We start from the raw sequence: 19,010 nt of genomic DNA, 5'->3' as shown, positions 1-19,010 counted from the left end.
AAATAAACAATAAGTCAATATCTTTATTTTCTGATATTTTATAAAAAAGCGGAAAATCACTGTCCGGCCGGAATTCTGCGCAGCAAAAAAACAGCCTGGTCAGCCGGCTGTTTGGTTTATATCCTTCTTTGTTTCATCGTCTCATGCAAAAGCTTTGCTTCTAAAAAAAACACGTGGATGAATTTTTTCATATTTATTCTAGCAGGTGCAAGGGGTTTTGCATCCTTGGATTGGAGTTCTTTCATTTTCTGGCTGACAACCGGAAAATCAAAGAATTTCGATGCATAGGTTTCAAATTTTGGATTCGAAAAATCAGTTGTGCCCAGTGAAGCAAAATGGTGCAGCGAATGAATAATCGCTCTGCGGATACGCTGCTCCGAGGCTTTCATTTCGCGATTGACTTCCGTCTGTGAGGCTTCTGCTCCCAGCTTCCGTACCGCTACTTGGGTGAATATTTGTTTTAGCGAAGGGCTTTGTTTTTCGTGCGGCTCGGATTGCTCGTGTTCTGCTAAATACTGCAGGACCGCCATGAGATCATGTGCGCCGCCTTCTCCCATCATGCCCAGCTCGGACAACAGGAATGTTCCTGCCTCTTTTAAACCGCTGTCACTCTTCTGCTGGGGACGCGCTTTCCGTTCAGTCCGATTGACAAGCCGGCTTAGAGAATGCTGAATGGCTCCAATCGAGTGTTCAAGCTCGATCCGCTCCTTCACCTTTTGGAGAACCGTGACAATTTCAATGCGGTTAATCGGCTTATGGATAAAATATTCGATGCCGAGCGAGTACGCTTCCCCGACCATTTCCTTCGCCTCCACTTGAGAGATCATTACAATTTTGCCGGAGTACGTATTCTGGATCTGACGAATCGTCTCAATGCCGTCTCGTCCGGGCATTAACAGATCGATTAATAAAATATCAATCTGCTTAAATTGCAGCATATGCCCTTCCACTTGGCTTCCGTCGTCAGCTTCACCAACAGCTTCCCCGAGATCTTCGTCCTCAATGATCTGCCTTAAAATTGACCGCACTGCACGGTCATCATCTGCAATAAAAAAACGCATAGCTTTCGGTTCACCCTTTCTGAATCAAATGCCGGACAGGCAGCCTGATGGCAAACACCACTCCCCGCTGCTGATTATCAAACGTGATATCCCCTTCTAGCTCAGTCACGATTTCCTTTACGTAGGAAAGTCCGATACCCGTAGAAGGCGTGCCAAATTCGTCATATTTTGAAGTAAAGCCCGGGTCAAACACAATGTCTCCGATTTTCTCGGAAATCCCGGGGCCATTGTCTTCCACCTGGAATTCTACCATACTCTCATTTGGCTTACGGAGCCTCAGGCTGACCATTCCCTCTTCATCCATAGCCTCTACCGCATTTGCTGTTAGATTATTAATGATCGAAAGCACGATAAATACGTGATATTCGTCATGCTCTCCCTCGATCGAGCAGTAAAAATCAATCTGCTTCCCTAGTGCTTCAGCGTACTTTTCATTCATTCGAATCACGAGCTGCAGCAAATCAGAAGCCCTCATATAATCTCTCAAACTCTCATTCGAAATCAGTTTTGATAGCCCAGCGAATATCCGTTGGTTGTCCTTTTTCACTTCATGAATCTCTCCGGCCAGTCTCAGGATTCTGCCGCTCAGCTGAACATCCTTTCCCTTGATTTCCCGATAGAGCTGATACGAATCGTTTGTCACTTTCTCTGTCGTTTTCAATGTCTTTTTTAGGTGCACCGTTTCCTCATATAAATTGGAAACGATCATCAGCATGTGCTCGTGCTGCTGCCTTGTCTGTTTTTCTCTCGATTGTGTTTCATACAGCTTCAGCACACTATAAAAGCTCATCACAATAAATGTGTGAGAAATCGCAATCACCGCAATGTCAGTGATTTTCTCAGGCGTGACAACCGTATGAAAAATGAGAAATTGCACAGCCAGCTCGACACAATCTGACACAACTTCAATCATAAACCCAATGAAACCGAGCATAATCGGCCGTTCACGGAAACGATTGGCCTTTAATATGGAAAACAGACAGGCGTAAGTCATATAAAAGAAAAAGCCAGACGCTTGATCATACAGAATTGGAGTCAGTCCATTGTGTCCTCCGCCCCATAATTCCAGAAAGACGCGAAAGATGAAAACAGCCGCTCCAGTCAGAAAACCCGGCAGCACAGCGGGCACATGCCGCAACAATGATAAAAAGAAGAAAAAAACCGGTGCCCCAAAGCTGACCCGGAATTCTTCATTGAGGGGATAAAATTTCAGTTCACCGGCCAGCGGCACCGTAATCAGCATGAGGGCCAGTATATATCCGTCTTTTTCAATAAACCGTTCCAGTTTTATGTTGATCACATCCTCGCTTTTTATTTTGGGGAATCGGGAGAAAACCTGCAAATTGCTTTTGACCCAGAACATGAGGTTTTTATAAATCTTACTGCTTATTTTCAAAATGTTTTTGTCGTATTTTGTATGATTCTGTAGTCTCCATTATACAGTAATTATACCTTCCGCTATTATGAAAGCGTTTAACGCCCCTTTAGCCTTCGTTTTGATACACCTCAGTCCTTTAAGAAAAAAATCAGTGAGGAGGAATTCGATGAAAGAATTGATAAAAGAGCACCAGAAAGACATAAACCCGGCGTTACAGCTTCATGATTGGGTTGAATACTATCGCCCTTTTGCCGCCAATGGACAAAGCGCAAACTATATCCCCGCTTTAGGAAAAGTCAATGATTCACAGCTCGGCATCTGTGTATTGAAGCCTGATGGAACGATGATACACGCCGGCGACTGGAACGTCTCTTTTACCCTGCAAAGCATTTCAAAAGTGATTAGCTTTATTGCCGCCTGCATGAGCCGCGGCATTCCCTATGTGCTTGACCGCGTAGATGTCGAGCCGACAGGTGACGCCTTTAATTCAATCATTCGGCTCGAAATCAACAAGCCGGGAAAGCCCTTCAATCCCATGATCAACGCGGGTGCCCTCACCATCGCTTCGATCCTTCCCGGAGAATCTGCATACGAAAAGCTCGAGTTTCTTTACTCGGTGATGGAAACTTTGATAGGAAAACGGCCGAGAATTCATGAGGAAGTATTCCGTTCTGAATGGGAAACCGCCCACCGCAACAGAGCGCTGGCCTACTATTTAAAAGAAACAAACTTTTTAGAAGCTGAAGTAGAAGAAACACTTGAGGTGTACTTGAAGCAATGCGCTATGGAGAGCACCACAGAAGATATTGCGTTGATCGGCCTGATCCTTGCTCATGACGGGTATCATCCGATTCGACGCGAGCAGGTGATTCCAAAAGATGTGGCAAAATTGGCCAAGGCATTAATGCTGACGTGCGGCATGTACAACGCTTCAGGCAAATATGCGGCGTTTGTCGGCGTGCCGGCCAAAAGCGGCGTCTCCGGCGGCATCATGGCGCTGGTGCCTCCAAGCGCCAGAAGAGAACAGCCTTTTCAATCCGGATGCGGCATCGGCATTTACGGGCCTGCCATTGATGAATACGGCAACAGCCTCACTGGCGGTATGCTGCTGAAGCATATGGCGCAGGAATGGGAGCTCAGCATTTTTTAAATATGAAAAAAGAGGTGATTGTATGCAGCAAATCCTGGAACATATCGTCGGTATTGCAAATGATCTTTTGTGGTCAAAGCTATTAATTGTTTTGCTCCTTTCTCTGGGAATCTATTTTACGTTCAGGCTTAAGTTTTTACAGGTTCGCATGCTGAAAGAAATGGTCAGGGTATTAAGAGAAGGTGCTGCTTCCCGGTCAAAAAACAGCATTTCTCCGTTTCAAGCCTTTTGCATCAGCATGGCGGCCCGTGTCGGAACGGGAAATATTACGGGCATTGCCATCGCCATTGCACTCGGCGGGCCCGGTGCAATCTTCTGGATGTGGATTATCGCCATTATCGGATCAGCATCCAGCTTTGTGGAAAGCACACTGGCTCAGATTTATAAAGTAAAAGATGTAAACGGCTTCCGCGGCGGGCCGGCGTATTACATGGAAAAAGGGCTGAACAAAAGGTGGATGGGCGCGCTGTTCGCTGTGTTAATCACCTTATCGTTCGGTATCGTCTTCAACTCGGTTCAATCCAATACAGTCAGCCTTGCCTTTGAAAACGCGTTTGGCACAAACCGCCTGACATTGGGACTCATTTTAATTGCTGTATTCGGCACGATTATTTTTGGCGGAGTCAAGCGCATTGCAAAGCTGGCTGAATCCATTGTCGTCGTATTGGCTGTCCTGTATATCGGAGTTGCGTTTTTCGTCATTTTCACCAACATTACGCAGCTGCCAAGTGTGCTTGCGCTAATCGTGAAAAATGCGTTTGGTTTTGACCAGGCCGCCGGCGGGGCTTTGGGCGCGGCACTCATGCAAGGCGTCAGACGGGGAATCTTTTCAAACGAAGCGGGAATGGGAAGCGCACCGAATGCCGCTGCCACCGCCACAACAAGCCATCCCGTCAAACAGGGGCTGATCCAAGCTTTTGGTGTACTGACAGATACACTGGTCATTTGTACAAGCACCGCCTTTATCATCCTGTTTTCGGATGCCTATCATACTCCGGGTCTGAGCGGAATCGCCTTGACACAAGCCTCTCTCAGCTCCCATGTCGGATCATGGGCATCAGGCTTTCTCGCCATTCTGATTTTGTTATTCGGATTCTGTGCTTTAATCGGAAACTATTATTATGGCGAAACCAATATCGGCTTTTTGAACAAAAGCAAAAAACTGATTTTTGTCTACCGTATCGGCGTGCTGGCAATGATCGTGTTTGGCTGTGTTGCCAAAGTCCAGCTCGTCTGGGATCTTGCTGATTTGTTCATGGGTTTGATGGTCGTCGTGAATTTAATCGCTATTTTCTTACTATCAAAGGTTGTTTTTACGGCGCTGAAAGACTATACACGCCAGAAAAAAGCAGGCAAGGATCCGGTCTTTTATAAAGATGTGCTCAAAAACCACAATGGCATTGAGTGCTGGCCGGTTTCAGACACAAAGACTGACACGCACAACAAACAAATATCATAAGAAAAGGGTGTTCAGACATATAGGCTGAACACCTTTCCCTTTTTGCGTTTATTGACAAACACGTAAGCCTCCATTACGATTTTCATATCTTTTTCAAAAAAATCTGAAAGAAGGCATCGGTACATTCTATGAATCCTATCCAACACATACTAGATACATACCCGCTTATTGTGCTAGACGGCGCCATGGCGACCGAGCTTGAACGCAAGGGCTGTGATTTGAACGACAGTCTGTGGTCAGCAAAAATCCTGATGGAAGAGCCGGAGCTGATTAAACAAGTTCATACTGATTATTTTGCGGCAGGTGCCGATTGTGCAATCACCGCCAGCTATCAGTCTACATTTGAAGGCTTTGCCGCACGCGGGCTGAGCGAAGCGGAAGCACGCCGGCTCATCGAGTTGTCCGTCAGCATCGCAGCTGAAGCACGTGATGAATTTTGGTCGCTTAAAGAGAACCGTTTGAATCGGCCAAAACCGATCATTGCGGCTTCTGTAGGCCCTTATGGCGCTTATCTTGCAGACGGGTCTGAATATCGCGGCAACTACGCAATACCAGAAGATGAACTGATTGAATTTCATCGTCCCCGGATGAAGGCGCTGATTGAAGCCGGAGCTGATGTATTGGCATGCGAAACGATTCCGTGTCTGACTGAAGCCAAAGCGATTGTTCGGCTGTTGAAGGAATTTCCTGAAACGTATGCATGGATCAGCTTCAGCGCTAAAGACGGCCTGCATATCAGTGACGGAACACCTGCAGCTGACTGTGCATCGTGGCTTGATGAACACCGCCAAATTGCAGCACTCGGCATCAACTGCACGCCGCTTCAGCATATCCCTTCCTTGATAGAGGAGTTAAAAAAGAACACGTCAAAACCGATCATTGTCTACCCGAATTCAGGTGAGCAATATGATCCGGAAACAAAAACGTGGAACGGCGCAGCATGCGCAGAATCTTACGGGGCGAGCGCCCGCACCTGGCATGAAAAAGGAGCGAGGCTGATTGGCGGCTGCTGCCGGACAAAACCCGAAAATATTCAAGAAATTGCGGCGTGGGCCCGCTCTTTAAAAACAACTTGACTTATCGGAATAGTTTGTATATTCTAACTTAAAGCCGGTTCGCCGGAGTCTCGTGTCACTTTCTGACATGAGATTTTTTATTAGGAGGAAATAAATCGCTGATAGAAAGTTGGAAAAAGATGAACTCTGCCCACAACAAGAATGAGACAAACTTTCAGAGAAGTATGAAAAGCCGGCACCTCTTTATGCTTTCCTTGGGAGGTGTCATCGGAACCGGGCTGTTTTTAAGCTCAGGTTATACCATTCAGCAAGCAGGCCCGGCCGGAACGATACTCGCCTACTTAGTCGGGGCCGGCATCGTCTATCTGGTCATGCTATGCCTCGGTGAGCTGTCAGTCGCCATGCCTGTGACCGGCGCCTTTCACACCTATGCAGCCAAATACATAGGGCCGGGCACCGGATTTACGGTTGCTTGGCTGTACTGGCTGACATGGACCGTGGCATTGGGATCAGAATTCACAGCAGCCGGCCTGTTAATGCAGCGCTGGTTCCCCCATACATCGGTTTGGATGTGGAGTGCCGTCTTTGCGCTGTTCATTTTCTTGCTTAACGCATTTTCGGTCAAGTTTTTCGCTGAATCAGAATTTTGGTTTTCCAGCATCAAAGTATTAGCCATTGTATTATTTATTCTTTTAGGCGGCTCTGCCATGTTCGGCATCATTCAGATCAAAGGCGGAGAAGCCGCACCGATGCTGTCCAACTTCACCGCGGAAGGCGGGCTTTTTCCAAATGGATTTGTCCCGATTTTGATGACGATGCTGTCCGTTAATTTTGCCTTTTCGGGAACGGAACTAATCGGAATCGCAGCCGGTGAAAGCGTTGATCCTGACAAGACAATACCAAAAGCGATTAAAACAACGGTCTGGCGTCTCTCACTCTTCTTTGTCGGAACTATTTTTGTGCTGTCAGGGCTGATTCCGATTCAAGATGCAGGTGTCATCAAAAGCCCGTTTGTCGCTGTCTTTGACAGAGTCGGTGTACCATACGCAGCCGATATCATGAACTTTGTTATCCTGACAGCGATCCTGTCAGCGGCTAATTCCGGACTCTACGCTTCTTCCCGGATGCTGTGGTCTTTATCAAAAGAAAAAACGCTTCATCCCACATTTGCAAAGCTGACGTCAAAAGGAACCCCTTTTAACGCGCTAGTGTTCAGCATGATCGGCGGCATTCTGTCATTGCTGTCCAGCGTATTTGCGCCAGACACTGTATACGTTGTGCTCGTGTCGATTTCCGGTTTTGCCGTCGTTGTCGTGTGGATGGGAATCGCTGCTTCTCAATTCATGTTCAGAAAACGTTATATCGAAGCGGGAAACAAGGTTACTGATTTGAAATACAGAACCCCTTTGTATCCGTTCGTGCCGATTGCAGCGTTCCTGTTATGCCTGGCTTCCGTTGTTGGCATTGCCTTTGATCCGAATCAAAGAATCGCACTCTATTGCGGCGTTCCATTTATGGCCATTTGCTATGCAATATATTATGTAAAAAACCGCAAAAGCGAGCCGGCTGCTGATATGACTTATTCAAAATAAAAAGAACCTGCCTTCGGGCAGGTTCTTTTTCGATTTTCACACTTCCACTGTCCAGTTAAACGGGCCTTTTACCTTGCCAAGCTGAATATCTGTTATCGTTTCATACAGCTTTTTCGAGAGGTCCCCGATTTGCCCGTCGCCTACAATCACCGTTTTTCCATGAATGTTGAGTTCACCGACAGGCGTAACGACGGCTGCCGTGCCTGTGCCGAAGACCTCTGTCAATTCTCCGCGTGCAGAGGCCGCATACACCTCATCAATCGATATTCTCTCTTCACGAACCGGAATGCCCCAGCTTCGAATCAATTCAATCGCAGACGCACGTGTAACCCCGCTTAAAATGCTTCCGCTTAAAGCAGGTGTGACAGCTTCCCCGTTTATGACGAAAAAGATGTTCATGCTCCCTACTTCTTCCACATATTTCTTTTCGATGGCGTCCAGCCACAGTACCTGGTCATAGCCCAGTTCATTCGCTTTCCGCTGTGCCTGAAGACTGGCGGCATAGTTTCCAGCCGTTTTTGCAAACCCGACTCCTCCGTTGACCGCCCGCACATACTCATCTTCGACATAGATTCTAACCGGCTTCAGCTGATCGTCGCCATAATAGGAGCCGACAGGCGAAAGCACGATCATAAATGTATAGCTCCTGGATGCCTTCACACCGAGACTCGGTTCTGTGGCAATGACAAAAGGACGAATATACAGTGACGTTCCTTTTTCCTTTGGAACCCAATCTTTCTCCAGCTCAACTAATTGCGTCAATGCCTCAAGCACCAGCTCTTCGTCTAAAGGGGGCATGCTCATGCGCTCACACGATCTGTTCAGCCGTTTGATATTTTGATCCGGACGGAACAGCAACACCCTGCCGTCGTCTGTTCTGTATGCTTTTAATCCTTCAAAAACAGCCTGGCCGTAATGAAAAACAGATGAAGACGGATCAAGCGTAAGCGGTGCGTACGGTGCAATTCTTGGATGATGCCATCCAATTCCCTCTTCGTAGTCCATCACAAACATATAATCTGTAAAATATTGTCCAAACCCCAAGGAAGACGGGTCGGGCTTTTCTTTATAATATACAGTTTTTTCTCGTTCGATAAGCTTATTCAATCTGATCAGCACACCTTTCGTATAATTGTTTAAATATTCAGTCTTTTTAGGGCTGCAAAAAACATACAGCCCTTCCTTTCATGATACGCCGCTCCACACCGATAAATTTCAGAATATTCTTTAGGATCATCAGCTATTATACACCACATTCATTGTCAGATGAAGCTGAAATTAAAGAAAAACAGCCAGTTTTATTCTGGCTGTTTGATTTAGACCGCTAAACAAAGGACGACAATGTGGCAAATCAGCAAAATATACACTGCGAATACAAATTGCCAATTGATCTTCCGCGCCCATGCAAACACCACCATCAAAACAGGCAGCATCACAGTCCCCGCCAGCTTGTTAACCGTCAGATCCGGACTGTTCGCAACATCATAATGAATCGGCATCTGCGTCGGCAGAAAAGGGTAAAATACAATTGAAAGGATGAATGCAGCAATCACTGCTCCCCACAGCACTTTTTCATTCGTCAATAAAAACATAGAACCACCATTCCCTTCTTAAAACACATTGCTTTATGAATGATATGACTGTTCAACGGTGAATTTCGTTCGGTCTCCCCGGGTAATAATTTGCGCATATTCCACCACTTCTTCATTTTTATCATAGGTAAGGGATTCTGATAAAAACGCAGGCGCTCCGACATTGGTTAATAAGTGGCCGCTGATCGTTTCATCCGTTAAAATCGGTTCGATCGATTCCGTGCCCCTGCTGATTTCAATATTGTATTTTGTCCTTAACAATTCAAACAGCGAGCCGGTGCATTCCTCCTGCGCCAGCCCCGGTGCCGCCTTCCAGGGAATATATGAGGTATGATACTGCAAAGGTTCCCCCTCGGCGTATCTGACTCTGACAAGCTTGTTGACAGGTTCATTCTCTTTCATTTTCAAAAGCTCGGCAATGGAATGATCGGCAGGAATCACCACAAGCTCAAGCACTTTTGATTCAGAACGAAGTCCTCTCATTTGTTCTGCAAAGCTCGTAATCTTATGCGGAATCGGCGTTTGTATTTTGGCCGCCGATACAAATGTCCCTTTTCCTTGAATTCTTTTAATATATCCCTCAAGCTCTAGCTGCTGCAGAGCCAGTCTCACAGTTGTTCTGCTGACATCATATTGTTCGCAAAACTCACTCTCCGTCGGCAGCTGATCATTCGCCTGATATTTGCCCGATTTAATTAACTCAATGATTTTAAACTTGATAACAGAATATAAAGCTGTCATTTCATTCTCCCCATTCTGTATGCAATCCGTTCTTTTTCATTGAGACCATAATACCATTTGCCCTCCCAATATGAAAGATTTGTATCCTTCTTTTATAACAAATTTTCAGAAATTAATATTGACAGTTTGATAAGGGCGGTGCTAAATTCGTAATGACAAGTATCATAAATTGGTCATAACAAATATGGTGCTTGTCTATCTCTTTGAGGGGGTGTCACATGAAGATTCTGATCGCCGAGCACTACGAAGAACTCTGTAAGTTAAGCGCTGCCATTATTAAAGAACAAATACAAGCTAAGAAAGATGCCGTTCTCGGCCTGGCAACAGGAAGCACACCGGTCGGCTTGTATAAGCAGTTGATTTCAGACTATCAGGCAGGCGAAATTGATTTTTCAAAGGTTACTACATTTAATTTGGATGAATACGCTGGTCTCTCTCCATCTCATCCGAAAAGTTATAACTATTTTATGCATGAGCATCTTTTTCAGCATATCAATATCAAGCCTAATCATATTCATATCCCGCAAGGAGACAATCCGCAGCTTGAGGCGGAATGCAAAGTATACGAGGATCTCATCCGCCAGGCGGGAGGCATTGATGTCCAAATTCTCGGCATCGGCGCCAATGGCCATATCGGTTTCAATGAACCGGGATCTGATTTTGAAGACCGGACACGTGTTGTGAAGCTCTCGGAAAGCACGATACAGGCAAATGCCAGATTCTTCGGCAGTGATCCGGTGCTGGTGCCGAGACTCGCGATTTCAATGGGCATTAAAACCATCATGGAATTCAGCAAACATATTGTGCTTTTAGCAAGCGGCGAGGAAAAAGCAGACGCCATTCAAAAGATGGCTGAAGGTCCTGTCACGACAGAAGTACCAGCCTCCATTCTTCAAAATCACAATCATGTAACCGTTATCGCCGATTATAAAGCAGCTCAAAAATTAAAGAGTGCATCATTCTCATAACACAATAAAAGGAGACTGTCATGTTTAAAAAGGCATTTCAAATTCTGCAGCAGCTTGGCCGCGCGTTGATGACTCCGGTTGCCGTCCTGCCGGCAGCAGGTCTTTTGCTCCGTTTCGGAGACAAGGATTTACTGAACATCCCTATTATAAAGGATGCAGGCGGCGTTGTATTCGATAATCTCCCGCTGATTTTCGCCGTAGGGGTCGCGATCGGATTAGCCGGCGGAGAAGGTGTAGCCGGACTTGCCGCTGTCATCGGATACTTAATTTTAACCGTCACCCTCGACAATATGGGAAAATTACTCGGCCTTCAGCCTCCGTATGAAGGAGCCGAGCACCTGATTGATATGGGGGTTTTCGGAGGAATCATCATCGGGCTTCTCGCCGCCTATTTATATAAGCGATTTTCATCAATCGAGCTGCATCCGGTCCTTGGATTTTTCTCTGGAAAACGATTTGTCCCGATTATTACTTCCGTCAGTTCATTGGTGATCGGCGTCATTTTCTCATTCGTTTGGCCGCTGATCCAAAACGGAATTAACGCAGCCAGCAGTTTAATTGCCGATTCAACAGTCGGCCTGTTCTTTTATGCAACGATCTATCGTTTGCTGATTCCTTTTGGCCTGCATCATATTTTTTATACGCCTTTCTATTTTATGATGGGAGAATACACAGACCCATCAACAGGCAACACCGTAACCGGCGACCTGACAAGGTTTTTCGCGGGAGACCCGACAGCCGGGCGCTTTATGATGGGGGATTTCCCTTACATGATTTTCTGTCTGCCGGCAGTTGCACTTGCCATTATCCATACCGCGCGTCCGGAAAAGAAAAAAATGATCTCCGGCGTGATGATTTCTGCGGCGCTCACATCTATGCTGACCGGAATTACAGAACCGGTTGAGTTTTCTTTCTTGTTCGTTGCGCCCGTGCTCTATTTGATTAACTCTATTCTTGCCGGCGTCATCTTTGTCGTTTGTGATTTATTCCATGTCCGCCACGGCTATACGTTCTCAGGCGGCGGAATTGACTACGTCTTGAACTACGGACTGTCTACAAACGGCTGGGTTGTCATTCCTGTCGGGATCGTGTTTGCTTTCATTTATTATTATTTGTTCCGATTTGCGATTCTGAAATGGAATTTGAAAACGCCCGGCCGTGAGACAGATGAAGACGGTCAGAATGAGGAGAAAACTCCAGTTGCAAAAGACCAGCTTGCCTTTCACGTGCTGCAGGCCTTGGGCGGACAGCAAAATATCGCTAACCTGGATGCGTGTATCACTAGGCTTCGTGTGACCGTTCATCAGCCAAGCCAAGTCAGCAAGGATGAATTAAAACGGCTTGGTGCAGTAGGTGTGCTGGAGGTCAACAACAACTTCCAGGCAATATTCGGAACCAAGTCCGATGCCTTAAAAGACGACATCAAAACAATCATGGCCGGAGGCGTCCCTGCCACCGCCGCCACGCTGGACACGGTAACTGACAAACCGCAGAAGCCCGATTCCGGTGAGACCTTTATTTATCCGATTAAAGGAGAAACAGTCTCTTTAGGGGATGTGCCTGATCAAGTCTTTTCAGAAAAAATGATGGGCGAGGGATTTGCGATTATACCATCAGAAGGAAAAGTCGTTGCACCTGCGGACGGCGAGATCGTCTCGATTTTTCCGACAAAACACGCCATCGGCTTTATGAGCGCCGGCGGCACTGAAATCCTGATTCATGTCGGCATCGATACCGTCAAACTGAATGGGGAAGGCTTTGAAGCACATGTCACAAGCGGACAAGCCGTCAAACAAGGCGAACTGCTTCTCACCTTTGATCTCAATTACATCAAGCAGCATGCCGCTTCAGCCATAACACCGGTTATTTTCACAAATACCTCTGAAGAAGATCTAAAGCACATTCAAATGAAGTAAAAAAGTCCCCCCTGCTGCGGGGGACTTTTTCGCCAACATAATGAAAGCGCTGTCAAAATAAAATAACTTGAAAAAAGGTGTTTGCATTTGAATCACGAATGATATGAATATGCCTACATTCTATCGTTCTAAAGGGGGATTCATTTGAAAAAATTAATCGCGTTTCAAATTTTAATCGCTTTGGCTGTCGGCGCAGTGATCGGCCACTTTTTTCCTGATTTCGGGATGGCACTGAGGCCTGTCGGAGATGGATTTATCCGCCTGATTAAAATGATTGTTGTGCCGATTGTGTTTTCTACCATTGTCATTGGAGCCGCAGGAAGCGGAAGCATGAAAAAAATGGGCAGCCTTGGTATCAAGACGATCATTTGGTTCGAAGTGATTACAACGTTGGTATTAGGGCTTGGACTTTTATTAGCGAATGTCTTAAAACCAGGTGTCGGGCTTGACCTCTCCCATTTGGCAAAAAAAGATATCCATGAACTTTCCGGCTACACAGACAAAGTTGTTGATTTCAAGCAAATGATCCTGGATATTATCCCTACAAACATTATTGATGTCATGGCCAGAAATGATTTGCTTGCCGTTATTTTCTTCGCCATTTTATTTGGTGTCGCCGCAGCTGGTATCGGCAAAGCTTCTGAACCAGTAATGAAGTTCTTTGAATCTACCGCTCAGATTATGTTCAAGCTCACACAAATCGTCATGGTCACTGCTCCTATCGGCGTGTTAGCCCTGATGGCAGCTTCTGTAGGCCAATACGGCATTGAACTCCTCCTCCCTATGTTTAAGCTGGTTGGCACCGTATTCCTTGGCCTGTTCCTGATCCTCTTTGTCCTCTTTCCGCTTGTCGGTCTCATCTTTCAGATTAAGTATTTCGAAGTATTGAAAATGATATGGGATCTGTTTTTAATTGCATTTTCCACCACCAGCACTGAAACCATTCTCCCTCAGCTGATGGATAGAATGGAGAAATACGGCTGTCCCAAACGAGTGGTATCATTTGTCGTTCCCTCCGGCTTGTCATTGAACTGTGACGGCTCCAGCTTATATTTATCAGTTTCTTGTATCTTTCTCGCACAGGCCTTTCAAGTAGACATGACATTGTCCCAGCAGCTGCTCATGATGCTTGTGCTTGTGATGACCAGTAAAGGCATTGCAGCTGTACCCTCAGGATCGCTTGTAGTTCTTCTGGCGACTGCCAATGCTGTAGGACTGCCGGCTGAAGGCGTTGCCATTATCGCGGGTGTTGACCGCGTCATGGACATGGCGAGAACGGGCGTGAACGTACCGGGACATGCGATCGCCTGTATCGTGGTATCAAAATGGGAAAAGGCCTTCCGCCAAAAAGAATGGGTTTCCGCAAACAGCCAAACTGAAAGCATATAGAAAAAAAGAACACCTCAATACGAGGTGTTCTTTTTTTATTCAGCAGCAGCGTGATCTTCTGTTTCAATCGCTGCCAGTCTTGCGTTTACTTCTTCTTCTGTCATATTATGCTCTTTCACATACAGGTTTCTTGGGTTCGTGCGGCATTCGTGGCTGCAGCTGCGCATATATTTATACTCATTTTCCGGTGTGCATATCATTTTTTTATTGCAAGATGGATTTGCGCAGTTCACATAACGCTCACACGGTTCTCCTGTAAAGTAGTCCTTACCGACAATCACATGCTCAACACGGTTGACAGGCACGCTGATTCTTTCATCAAATACGTAGCACTGGCCGTCCCAAAGCTTGCCTTGCACCTCTGGATCTTTTCCGTATGTCACGATTCCGCCGTCAAGCTGTGCTACATCTTCAAAGCCTTGCTTCACCAGCCATCCTGAGAACTTTTCACAGCGCACGCCGCCTGTACAGTACGTTAAAATCTTTTTGCCTTCAAGCATATCTTTGTGCTCTTCAATCCATTCAGGTAATTCACGGAAGGCTTCGATGTCAGGACGGACCGCACCTCTGAAATGGCCAAGGTCATACTCGTAATCGTTACGCGCGTCGATTACAATTGTGTTTGGATCCTGCATCTTCTCATAAAATTCTGCAGGCTTCAAATGCTGGCCTGTTGTTTCGTTCGGATCGACATCATCTTCAAGACGAAGCGTTACAAGCTCTTTTTTATGGCGGACGAAGATTTTTTTGAAGGCATGGCCTTCTGCTTCATCAATTTTAAATACCATGTCCGCAAAACGAGGATCAGCTTTCATTGTTTCCATATATTTTTCAGTCTGATCAACCGTACCTGATACCGTACCGTTAATTCCTTCAGAAGAAACAAGGATACGGCCTAACAAACCAAGCTCCTTACAAAAAGCCAGATGCTGCTCTCTAAACGCCTCTGGATCTTCAATCGGAACATATTTATAGTAAAGTAATACTCTGTATTGTTTTTCCATGTTTTAAACACCCTGTTCAATTATAGTTACTTGCTATGCACACTCTTACTATATCATACAGGAAAATGCCGCAAAGATGAACAGATCCGCCCAGACTGATAAAAATAACCAAGCTCTTACAAACCTAAGCAGCACAAGGGTTTCTCATGGCAAACAAGTATTTTCCATTCATTTACTAATCAATATAGTTATCTGAAAACTATCAAACAAAAGGTGAACTCTACCTGTTATAGCACAGGAAGACACCGCTCACTTGATAATGACAGATGGCGTGATATGCTCCAGCCAAATGACACCGTCATATTGTTCCTTAAGGATCATCCGCTCTTCTGTGAATCCCAAATTAGGTTCTCTAGTCATTACGAGATAGATATAGAAAAAGATTCCTTTTCCTGCCAACAAAAAAAGCTTCCCTGTTGAAAGAAGCTTTAGCTGGATTCTCTCATCACCTGATGAAAGTAAAACCGATACGTATTTCGTAAAAATGTCTCAATCGGAAGCTGCACATCCGCTTGGTATTTGCTGATGATGAATGGAAACCGCTCGATTCCTTTTTCGCGCAAATTGTTCGCTTGTTCATCATCTATTGCCTTCTCTTGCAAAACCGCTTCAACGATCGGCCAGCACACTTCTCGCACTTGCCGCAGGACGGCTTCATCTCCTGTGTTCTGATAATCTGTAATCCAGCTGATGATTTGTTTCTCCATGAGTCTCACCTTTCTTCAAAAAAAGAGGCGCTGCGTTTATGCAAGCTCCTCTTTTTACTCTTCGTAACCTATCAGTTCTCCGACTTGGACTTCTTGGCCTTCTGCTAAATGGGCGGACGGCTGGAACGCGTCTTTTTCAAAAATCAAAATGACCGTTGAGCCAAATGAAAAGTATCCCAGCTCTTCGCCGATCTCCAATTCAGCACTGGTGCTCGTCTGCACGATAGAATTAATATTCATCGCGCCGACAGGAATCATCAGGACATTTCGGCTGCCGCTATTCAGCTCGTACACAAACCGGTAATTTTTCGACAGCACATCTTTCCCGTATTTTAAGCCTAGTTGATTTACCGGGTATGAGCGATTTCCGAGCTCGGCCAGCTTTTGATACCTGCAGCTGATCGGAGAATGGAAACGGTGATAATGCCTCGGGCTTAGATACAGCACGACGAAATATCCGCCGTTGTATTGATGGTCTGCGCTTTTACAGCCGGTCAGCTCAGCGAATGAGTAATCTTTTCCCTTCACCGTAAAGGTTTGATTCGGGTTGATGATTCCTACTGTCTGAACCACACCGTCAACAGGGCTGACCACCGCATGCGCCTCTTTTGACACAGGGCGCCGCTCCAGATTTATTTGTCGAATGAACAATTCGGACAGCGATCCGTAATCAGCAGCCGTACCGTCCACATCATCCCAATTCAGCCGAAAATGTTTTGAGAAAAGCGGAATGACCGGTTTGCTGATTTTCGACTCGCAAAATCCTTTAATCAGATAGGATGACAAACGATGATTCGTCAGCTCTATCAATGATCGATACAGAATCTTTACAGCCGTATTAAACATGAATAATCCCTATAACCCTTCCGATTGTAATAAAAACAAAGCACCATAAAAAGGCGCCGATTGCAGCAAACGCAACATACGTTTTCAGATCCATTTTGCCGATCCCCGAAAAGTAGCACGTCACATGTCTGACGCCGGGAATAAAATAACCTAAAATAAGAGAATATGGACCGTATTTCTTCATCCATTTTTCCACTTTCATCATTCTTTTTTCTTTTAAGCCGACCCACTTGCCGTACTTGTCGATAAACGGGCGTCCAGCTTTTCTGCCAATCATGTAGCTGATCAGCATACCTAACAAAGCCCCGACAAAACTAATCAATATCGAAAGCTCATAATTCAATACATCGGTATGCGTGAAATAGCCAACAACGGTCATCATCACTTCATCTGGAATCGGCAATCCTACAATCCCTAATACCAGCATCAAAAAAATAGCGAGATAACCGTAATCCGCTATGAGCTGCTGAACTAATTCCATCTCCCGGACTCCAGGTTTTCTGCCGCATGTTTTTTAAAATGAGGGAATTTTATTTTACTCACCATTAAATATGAAAGTCCGCAAGTGCCGATTGCCAGAAGGATCGGGTTATAGGTGAAGCTTAGAATAACGAGACACATGCCCGCAAACGGAATCGGCATACCGATAAACGTCGGGAGCTTGCTTTGTTCAATGTTAAATTTAGAGAGGCGAAGCATTCCGCAAATGCTGTACGTCAATGCGCATAAGATCCCGATAAATGGCAGGGTATACAACGCGACACTGTAAGCAAGCATAGAAGGAGCCACCCCAAAGGTAACCAGATCGGCAAACGAATCCAGTTCTCTCCCCATATCAGAAACGGCATTCAGCTTACGAGCAGCCATCCCGTCAAAGAAATCAAGGAACATGCCTGTAAAAATAAAAAGCACTGCTGAATGAATGTTGTGATAAAGCAAGGAATGAATCGCCAGCAATCCGCAAATGAAGTTTCCTATCGTAATCATACAGGGGATGTAATTCACAGTGTAACCAAACCTCCAATTGTAAAACCATCTATATTATTTGACGATAGTGATCGAATAGCGTTACAGGAAAAATTTTTCTCCAATAAGCATGATAACATAGAATGCTCACAAAAAAAGCAGCATTCAAATTCTATTATTATACAACATTTGTTACCTTTTGAAAAATGAATGCCAATCTTTTCATGTTCCTTACTAGTTTATCCCCCCGCATAAAAAGGACAAGACGCGTTGATTGACGTACTCTGGCTGCTCCAGAGATAACAGATGTCCGGCGTTCTTTACGATTTCAGCCTGAATTCCCGGCACCAATACCGAAGCCCGCTCAAAGGCCATTTGCTGATGGTACATGGCCTCGTGCTCACCGAACATCAGCAGTACCGGGACTTGTATCGATTTCAATTCCTGGTCTGTGAACACGTACGGAAAGCCGTTTTCTGTCGGCTTCAGGCTCCTTTGCTCATCCTGCCATTCCACGCCCGCCACAATTTGTCTTTGCAGTAAAGGATGCAGATCATAACTGTTGCCTGTGATCCACTTGATATATGATTCAGCTCCTCTTGCCCCTGTAAGCTCTGCAGCGTATTTATAGACATCCGGATGAAATGAAATAAACGCTTCAGCGGGACTCATAACAACCGCCCGCTCTACTCTTTCAGGCGCGCGGAGTAAGAAATTCACGATATGGGACCCGCCAAGCGAAAGGCCGGCCAGGTGTGCCGTCTCAAGTCCAAGAGAATCAAAGACATCTTTCATCCATTCTGCAAAATCAGCTCTCGTTTCCATGGCTGCTGATGGTATACTTTTATTTTTGTCTCCTATTATATCGACCGCATATGTACGAAATTGACTGCTCCACGCTGCGATATTCGGATACCACATCGCAGAGCTGAAAAGGCCTCCGTGAAGCAAAATGAGCGAAGGTGCGTCCTTTGGCCCACTTGCAATGATATGTGTTTTTCCAAAACGAGTAGAAACATAGAATGCTTCCGACTCAATCGGCCACAAAGAAAGGCTTTGATCATATGCCTGGTAAAAGCGCAGACCACTTTCAACCGCGGCAAACTGCATTGAATCTTGTATCATCTTCTTCTTTTTCCTCCGGGTTTGATTGATATAAAGGATAACGCCCCTTTTGTCTCGTAAGAAAAAATACCTATTTCTTATTATCTCACATAATAAATTT

The 19,010-nt window shown here is 45.5% G+C and carries 18 protein-coding genes and 1 pseudogene; 7 read left to right on the top strand and 12 right to left on the bottom strand.

Features of this window, described 5'->3' with window-relative positions; translation table 11 throughout:
• Nucleotides 1-116: 116 nt before the first annotated feature.
• Both glnL and glnK read right to left on the bottom strand, forming a co-directional pair.
• Nucleotides 117-1,061, bottom strand: a complete 945-nt coding sequence (gene glnL / locus NST79_RS01510; RefSeq protein ID WP_181216755.1) for a glutamine utilization two-component system response regulator GlnL — start codon at nucleotides 1,059-1,061, stop codon at nucleotides 117-119.
• 10 nt (nucleotides 1,062-1,071) lie between these two features.
• Entirely contained in the window at nucleotides 1,072-2,304 is a 1,233-nt protein-coding gene (gene glnK / locus NST79_RS01505) for a two-component system sensor histidine kinase GlnK (RefSeq protein WP_080474535.1), read from the bottom strand.
• A gap of 301 nt (nucleotides 2,305-2,605) precedes the next feature.
• On the opposite strand from glnK, the gene NST79_RS01500 reads away from it, so the two are divergent.
• From NST79_RS01500 to mmuP, 4 genes are all read left to right on the top strand, one after another.
• Nucleotides 2,606-3,589 (top strand): glutaminase, encoded by a 984-nt coding sequence (locus NST79_RS01500; protein WP_198879032.1) that lies wholly within the window; start codon nucleotides 2,606-2,608, stop codon nucleotides 3,587-3,589.
• A 22-nt stretch (nucleotides 3,590-3,611) separates the two neighbouring features.
• Entirely contained in the window at nucleotides 3,612-5,048 is a 1,437-nt protein-coding gene (locus NST79_RS01495; protein WP_003234831.1) for an alanine/glycine:cation symporter family protein, read from the top strand.
• A gap of 128 nt (nucleotides 5,049-5,176) precedes the next feature.
• On the top strand, nucleotides 5,177-6,124 hold the full coding sequence (mmuM, locus tag NST79_RS01490) for a homocysteine S-methyltransferase (protein WP_212060580.1): 948 nt from the start codon (nucleotides 5,177-5,179) through the stop codon (nucleotides 6,122-6,124).
• 119 nt (nucleotides 6,125-6,243) lie between these two features.
• On the top strand, nucleotides 6,244-7,656 hold the full coding sequence (gene mmuP / locus NST79_RS01485; RefSeq protein ID WP_212060578.1) for an S-methylmethionine permease: 1,413 nt from the start codon (nucleotides 6,244-6,246) through the stop codon (nucleotides 7,654-7,656).
• Nucleotides 7,657-7,692: 36 nt separating this feature from the next.
• Here mmuP and NST79_RS01480 read toward each other — a convergent pair whose 3' ends face one another.
• From NST79_RS01480 to gamR, 3 genes are all read right to left on the bottom strand, one after another.
• Entirely contained in the window at nucleotides 7,693-8,763 is a 1,071-nt protein-coding gene (locus tag NST79_RS01480) for a branched-chain amino acid aminotransferase (RefSeq protein ID WP_003246499.1), read from the bottom strand.
• A gap of 209 nt (nucleotides 8,764-8,972) precedes the next feature.
• Nucleotides 8,973-9,248, bottom strand: a complete 276-nt coding sequence (locus NST79_RS01475) for a DUF1648 domain-containing protein (RefSeq protein WP_212060577.1) — start codon at nucleotides 9,246-9,248, stop codon at nucleotides 8,973-8,975.
• Nucleotides 9,249-9,281: 33 nt separating this feature from the next.
• Entirely contained in the window at nucleotides 9,282-9,989 is a 708-nt protein-coding gene (gene gamR, locus NST79_RS01470) for a transcriptional regulator GamR (protein ID WP_003234841.1), read from the bottom strand.
• 218 nt (nucleotides 9,990-10,207) lie between these two features.
• Here gamR and nagB point away from each other — a divergent pair, with 218 nt between their 5' ends.
• The 3 genes from nagB (at nucleotide 10,208) to gltP (ending at nucleotide 14,262) form a co-directional block, all read left to right on the top strand.
• Nucleotides 10,208-10,957: a glucosamine-6-phosphate deaminase gene (nagB, locus tag NST79_RS01465; protein ID WP_212060576.1), complete on the top strand. Its 750-nt coding sequence runs from the start codon at nucleotides 10,208-10,210 to the stop codon at nucleotides 10,955-10,957.
• Between the two features lie 20 nt (nucleotides 10,958-10,977).
• A complete protein-coding gene (gene ptsG / locus NST79_RS01460; protein WP_181216751.1) occupies nucleotides 10,978-12,873 on the top strand; it encodes a glucose-specific PTS transporter subunit IIBC in 1,896 nt (631 codons plus the stop codon).
• Between the two features lie 144 nt (nucleotides 12,874-13,017).
• Nucleotides 13,018-14,262, top strand: coding sequence for a glutamate-aspartate/proton symporter GltP (gltP, locus tag NST79_RS01455; RefSeq protein ID WP_003234847.1), 1,245 nt, complete (start codon nucleotides 13,018-13,020; stop codon nucleotides 14,260-14,262).
• 35 nt (nucleotides 14,263-14,297) lie between these two features.
• On the opposite strand, the gene NST79_RS01450 is transcribed toward gltP, so the two are convergent.
• From NST79_RS01450 to cesB, 7 genes and pseudogenes are all read right to left on the bottom strand, one after another.
• A complete protein-coding gene (locus NST79_RS01450) occupies nucleotides 14,298-15,266 on the bottom strand; it encodes a rhodanese-related sulfurtransferase (protein ID WP_003234849.1) in 969 nt (322 codons plus the stop codon).
• Nucleotides 15,267-15,515: 249 nt separating this feature from the next.
• Nucleotides 15,516-15,605, bottom strand: a pseudogene (locus NST79_RS01445) (hypothetical protein); the annotation flags it as partial.
• An 89-nt stretch (nucleotides 15,606-15,694) separates the two neighbouring features.
• A complete protein-coding gene (locus NST79_RS01440; RefSeq protein WP_212060575.1) occupies nucleotides 15,695-15,973 on the bottom strand; it encodes a hypothetical protein in 279 nt (92 codons plus the stop codon).
• 54 nt (nucleotides 15,974-16,027) lie between these two features.
• A complete protein-coding gene (locus NST79_RS01435; protein ID WP_046380746.1) occupies nucleotides 16,028-16,819 on the bottom strand; it encodes a phosphatidylserine decarboxylase in 792 nt (263 codons plus the stop codon).
• Nucleotides 16,812-17,300 carry a DedA family protein gene (locus NST79_RS01430; protein ID WP_003234861.1) on the bottom strand — a complete coding sequence of 163 codons (489 nt, stop codon included), beginning with the start codon at nucleotides 17,298-17,300 and terminating at the stop codon, nucleotides 16,812-16,814. Before NST79_RS01430 ends, NST79_RS01435 begins: the two co-directional genes overlap by 8 nt.
• Entirely contained in the window at nucleotides 17,291-17,824 is a 534-nt protein-coding gene (pssA, locus tag NST79_RS01425) for a CDP-diacylglycerol--serine O-phosphatidyltransferase (protein WP_009966430.1), read from the bottom strand. The genes NST79_RS01430 and pssA overlap by 10 nt, the downstream gene beginning before the upstream one ends.
• A 195-nt stretch (nucleotides 17,825-18,019) precedes the next feature.
• Complete coding sequence (gene cesB, locus NST79_RS01420) at nucleotides 18,020-18,910, bottom strand: enantioselective carboxylesterase CesB (protein WP_046380745.1); 891 nt, start codon at nucleotides 18,908-18,910, stop codon at nucleotides 18,020-18,022.
• Between the last annotated feature and the right edge of the window lie 100 nt (nucleotides 18,911-19,010).

The sequence above is a fragment of the Bacillus sp. PS196 genome, from assembly GCF_037963555.1.
GTDB lineage: Bacteria > Bacillota > Bacilli > Bacillales > Bacillaceae > Bacillus > Bacillus subtilis.
The sequence above is the reverse complement of the archived record's forward strand: the minus strand, read 5'-3'. Positions and strand labels throughout refer to the sequence as shown.